Origin of the sequence: Streptomyces sp. NPDC059853 (assembly GCF_042731495.1) — a bacterium.
In the GTDB taxonomy this organism is placed as follows: Bacteria; Actinomycetota; Actinomycetes; order Streptomycetales; family Streptomycetaceae; genus Streptomyces.
Window position 1 is genome coordinate 1 of record NZ_JBHWJL010000402.1, and the last position, 3,805, is coordinate 3,805.

Annotated in this window: 3 protein-coding genes; all 3 read left to right on the plus strand. The window is 75.3% G+C overall.

What is annotated here, in order from left to right; translation table 11 throughout:
• Positions 1–42 precede the first annotated feature (42 nt).
• From ACFV5N_RS25700 to iolD, 3 genes are read left to right on the plus strand one after another with little or no spacing between them, the layout of a single operon-like run.
• Positions 43–930, plus strand: coding sequence for a deoxyribose-phosphate aldolase (locus ACFV5N_RS25700; protein ID WP_385604299.1), 888 nt, complete (start codon positions 43–45; stop codon positions 928–930).
• A gap of 44 nt (positions 931–974) precedes the next feature.
• Positions 975–1,871 carry a 5-deoxy-glucuronate isomerase gene (gene iolB, locus ACFV5N_RS25705; RefSeq protein ID WP_385604302.1) on the plus strand — a complete coding sequence of 299 codons (897 nt, stop codon included), beginning with the start codon at positions 975–977 and terminating at the stop codon, positions 1,869–1,871.
• Positions 1,868–3,748 (plus strand): 3D-(3,5/4)-trihydroxycyclohexane-1,2-dione acylhydrolase (decyclizing), encoded by a 1,881-nt coding sequence (iolD, locus tag ACFV5N_RS25710; protein ID WP_385604305.1) that lies wholly within the window; start codon positions 1,868–1,870, stop codon positions 3,746–3,748. Before iolB ends, iolD begins: the two co-directional genes overlap by 4 nt.
• The last annotated feature ends 57 nt before the right edge of the window (positions 3,749–3,805 follow it).

The window sequence follows — 3,805 nt, forward strand, 5'->3', positions numbered from 1 at the left end:
CAGACCCGACCCCGATCCCCTCCCCCCGAAAGCGAGCCGACCGTGAGCCCGAGCATCCGCATCCCCGATCTCGTCACGGTGCGCGTGCGGCACCCCGAGGCGATCGCCGAGGCGGCGGCGCGGCGCGAACGGCGCCCGCTGACCGGCGACACTGGACGGCTGATGATCATCGCGGCCGACCACCCGGCGCGCGGCGCCCTCGCCGTGGGCGGCGACCGGCTCGCCATGGCCCACCGGGCCGGCCTCCTGGAACGGCTGATGCTCGCCCTCTCCCGCCCCGGCGTGGACGGCGTGCTCGCCACCGCCGACATCCTGGAGGACCTGCTGCTGCTCGGCGCGCTCGAACGCAAGATCGCCATCGGCTCCATGAACCGCGGCGGCCTGGCGGGCGCCGCCTTCGAACTCGACGACCGCTTCACCGGCCACCGCGCCCAGGACCTGGCCCGGATGCGGTTCGACGCCGGGAAACTGCTGCTGCGCATCGACTACGACGACCCCGGCTCGCTCCGCACCCTGCACTCCGCCGCCCGCGCCGTCGACGCCATGGCCGAACACCGGCTGCCCGTCTTCGTCGAACCCTTCCTCACCCGGCGCACCGGCGACGGCACGCTCGTGAACGACCTCGGTGCCGAGGCGGTCACCACCTCCATCGCCATCGCCTCCGGGCTCGGCGGCACCTCGGCCTACACCTGGCTCAAGGTCCCGGTGACCGCCGACCCCGGCGCGATGGCCCGCGTCATGGAGACCTCCACGCTGCCCGCCGTCCTGCTGGGCGGCGAGGTGAACGGCGATCAGGAGGGCGCGTACGAGAGGTGGCGCACCGCGCTGCGCCTGCCGACCGTACGCGGCCTGGTGGTCGGCCGCTCCCTGCTCTACCCGGCGGACGGCGACGTGGCGAAGGCCGTCGACACGGCCGTCTCCCTCCTGTGAACCCCCCGAACTCTCCTGAACTCCCCCGAACGAAAGGCATCGACGTGACGACAGGTTCGGCCCACCGGGCGGCCGGGACAGTGGCCTCGGACGTCTACCCGGTGGATATCGCGCCGCACGACGCCGGCTGGGAGTTCTGCGCGCTGCGGATCCTGCAACTGCCGCCGCGCGGCACCCACTCCTTCGCCACCGGCGACAGCGAGTGGATCCTGCTGCCGCTGGCCGGCGGCGCGGCGGTGACGGTGGACGGCGAGGAGTTCGCCCTGCACGGCCGGGAGTCCGTCTTCGCCGCCGTCAGCGACTTCGTCTACGCGCCGCGCGACGCCGAGGTGACGGTGCGCGCCCCGGTCGGCGCGGGCGTCCGGCTCGCCCTGGCCGGTGCCCGCTGCGCCGAGCGGCTGCCCGCCCGGTACCGGCCGGCCTCCGCGGTCGGCGTCGAACTGCGCGGCGCGGGCGCCTGTTCCCGGCAGGTCAACAACTTCGCCGCCGCCGACGTCTTCGCGGCCGGCCGGCTGATCGCGGTCGAAGTCCTCACCCCGGGCGGCAACTGGTCCTCCTATCCGCCGCACAAGCACGACGAGTTCCGCGCCGAGCAGGAGAGCGAACTGGAGGAGATCTACTACTTCGAGATCGCCGGGGACGGCTTCGGCTACCAGCGCGTCACCCCCTCCGGCTTCGGCACCGGCACCGATCTGCTCGCCGAGGTGCGCACCGGCGACGTGGTGCTCATCCCGGACGGCTGGCACGGACCGTCCATCGCCGCCCCCGGCCACGACATGTACTACCTCAACGTGATGGCCGGGCCCGGCACCGAACGGGCCTGGCGCATCACCGACCACCCCGACCACGCCTGGATCCGGGACCGCTGGCAGGACGAGGCCACCGACCCCCGGCTGCCGTTCTACCGCGCCCCGCGGTCCGCGGAGGTGGCGCCGCGATGAGCCCCACGCTGCGGCTGACCGTCGCCCAGGCGCTGGTCCGCTTCCTGGCCGCCCAGTACACCGAGCGGGACGGCGTCCGGCACCGGCTGATCGACTCCTGCTGGGGCGTCCTCGGGCACGGCAACGTGGCCGGGCTCGGGCAGGCGCTCGTCGAGTCCGGGCAGGGACCGGACGCCCCGCTGCCGTTCCACCAGGGCCGCAACGAACAGGCCATGGTGCACGCCGCCGTCGGCTTCGCCCGGCAGCGCGACCGGCTGAGCACGCAGGCGGTCACCACCTCCATCGGCCCGGGCGCCACCAATCTCGTCACCGGCGCCGCGCTGGCCACCATCAACCGGCTGCCGGTGCTGCTGCTGCCCGGCGACACCTTCGCCGCGCGGCCCGCCGACCCGGTGCTCCAGCAGCTCGAACACCCGGGCGCCGGCGACATCTCCGTCAACGACACGCTGCGGCCCGTCTCCCGCTGGTTCGACCGGGTGCACCGCCCGGAGGCGCTGATCCCGGCGGCGCTGGGCGCGATGCGGGTGCTGGCCGACCCGGTGGAGACCGGCGCCGTCACCCTCGCGCTGCCCCAGGACGTCCAGGCGGAGGCGTACGACTGGCCGCGCGCGTTCTTCCGGGAGCGGGTGTGGCGGGTGCCGCGCCCGGCGCCCGACCCGGACGCGCTGGCCGAGGCCGCCGCGATGGTACGGGCGGCCCGCCGGCCGCTGCTGATCGCCGGGGGCGGGGTGCACCACAGCGGGGCGCACGACGCGCTGCGCGCGCTGGTGGAGGCGACCGGCATCCCGGTGGCGACCACCCAGGCCGGCAAGGGCGCGCTGCGCCACGACCACCCCGGCGAGGTCGGCGGCGTCGGCCACACCGGGACACCGGTGGCGGCCGGACTGGCCCGCGGCGCCGACCTGGTGATCGGGGTGGGCACCCGGTTCACGGACTTCACCACCGCCTCGCACACCCTGTTCGCCGACCCCGCGGTGCGGTTCGTCCACCTCAACATCGCCCCGCACGACGCCCACAAGCTGGCCGCGCTGCCGCTGGTGGCCGACGCCCGCACCGGACTGCGCGCCCTGACCGGGGCGCTGGCCGGGCACCGGGTCCCGGACGCGTACCCGGCGGAGTACGCGGCGGCGAAACGGCGCTGGGCCGAGGTGGCGGACGCCGCCACCGCGCCCCGTACCGACGGCGGTCCGCCCACCCAGCCGCAGGTGATCGGGGCGCTGGCCGCCGCCGTGGGCGACGACGACGTGGTCATCAACGCGGCCGGGTCGCTCCCCGGCGATCTGCACAAGCTGTGGCGGGCCCGCTCCCCGCGCCAGTACCACCTGGAGTACGGCTACTCCTGCATGGGCTACGAGATCCCGGCCGCCATCGGAGTGGCGCTGGCCGCCCCGGAGCGCGCGGTGTGGGCGCTGGTGGGCGACGGCACGTATCTGATGATGCCCACCGAGATCGTGACGGCGGTGCAGGAGGGCCTTCCCATCAAGCTGGTGCTGATCCAGAACCACGGCTACGCGTCCATCGGCGGTCTGTCGCAGGCCACCGGCGCGGAGCGGTTCGGCACGGACTACCGCTTCCGCGCGCCGGACGGCACCTTCACCGGGGCGCCGCTGCCGGTGGATCTGGCGGCGAACGCCGCGTCGCTGGGGATGCGGGTGCTGCGCGCCACGTCCGGCGACACCCTGCGCGAGGCGCTGGCGGCGGCGCGGGCGGCGGACGGGCCGGTGGCGGTGTACGTGGAGACCGATCCGGAGCCGGGCGCCCCGGCCGCCCCGGCGTGGTGGGACGTGCCGGTGGCGCAGGCGGCGACCCGCCCGGCGGCGGTGGCGGCGCGCGCCGGGTACGAGCGCGAGGCGGCCGCCCGCCGCCGCTATCTGTGAGGAGAACAAGGAGCCGCATGAGGACCATCGGTCATTTCGTCGACAACAAGCCGGTGG

Coding starts and splice junctions, on each gene's coding strand:
- iolD (WP_385604305.1), top strand. CDS start 1,868: ATGAGCCCCACGCTGCGGCTGACCGTCGCCCAGGCGCTGGTCCGCTTC.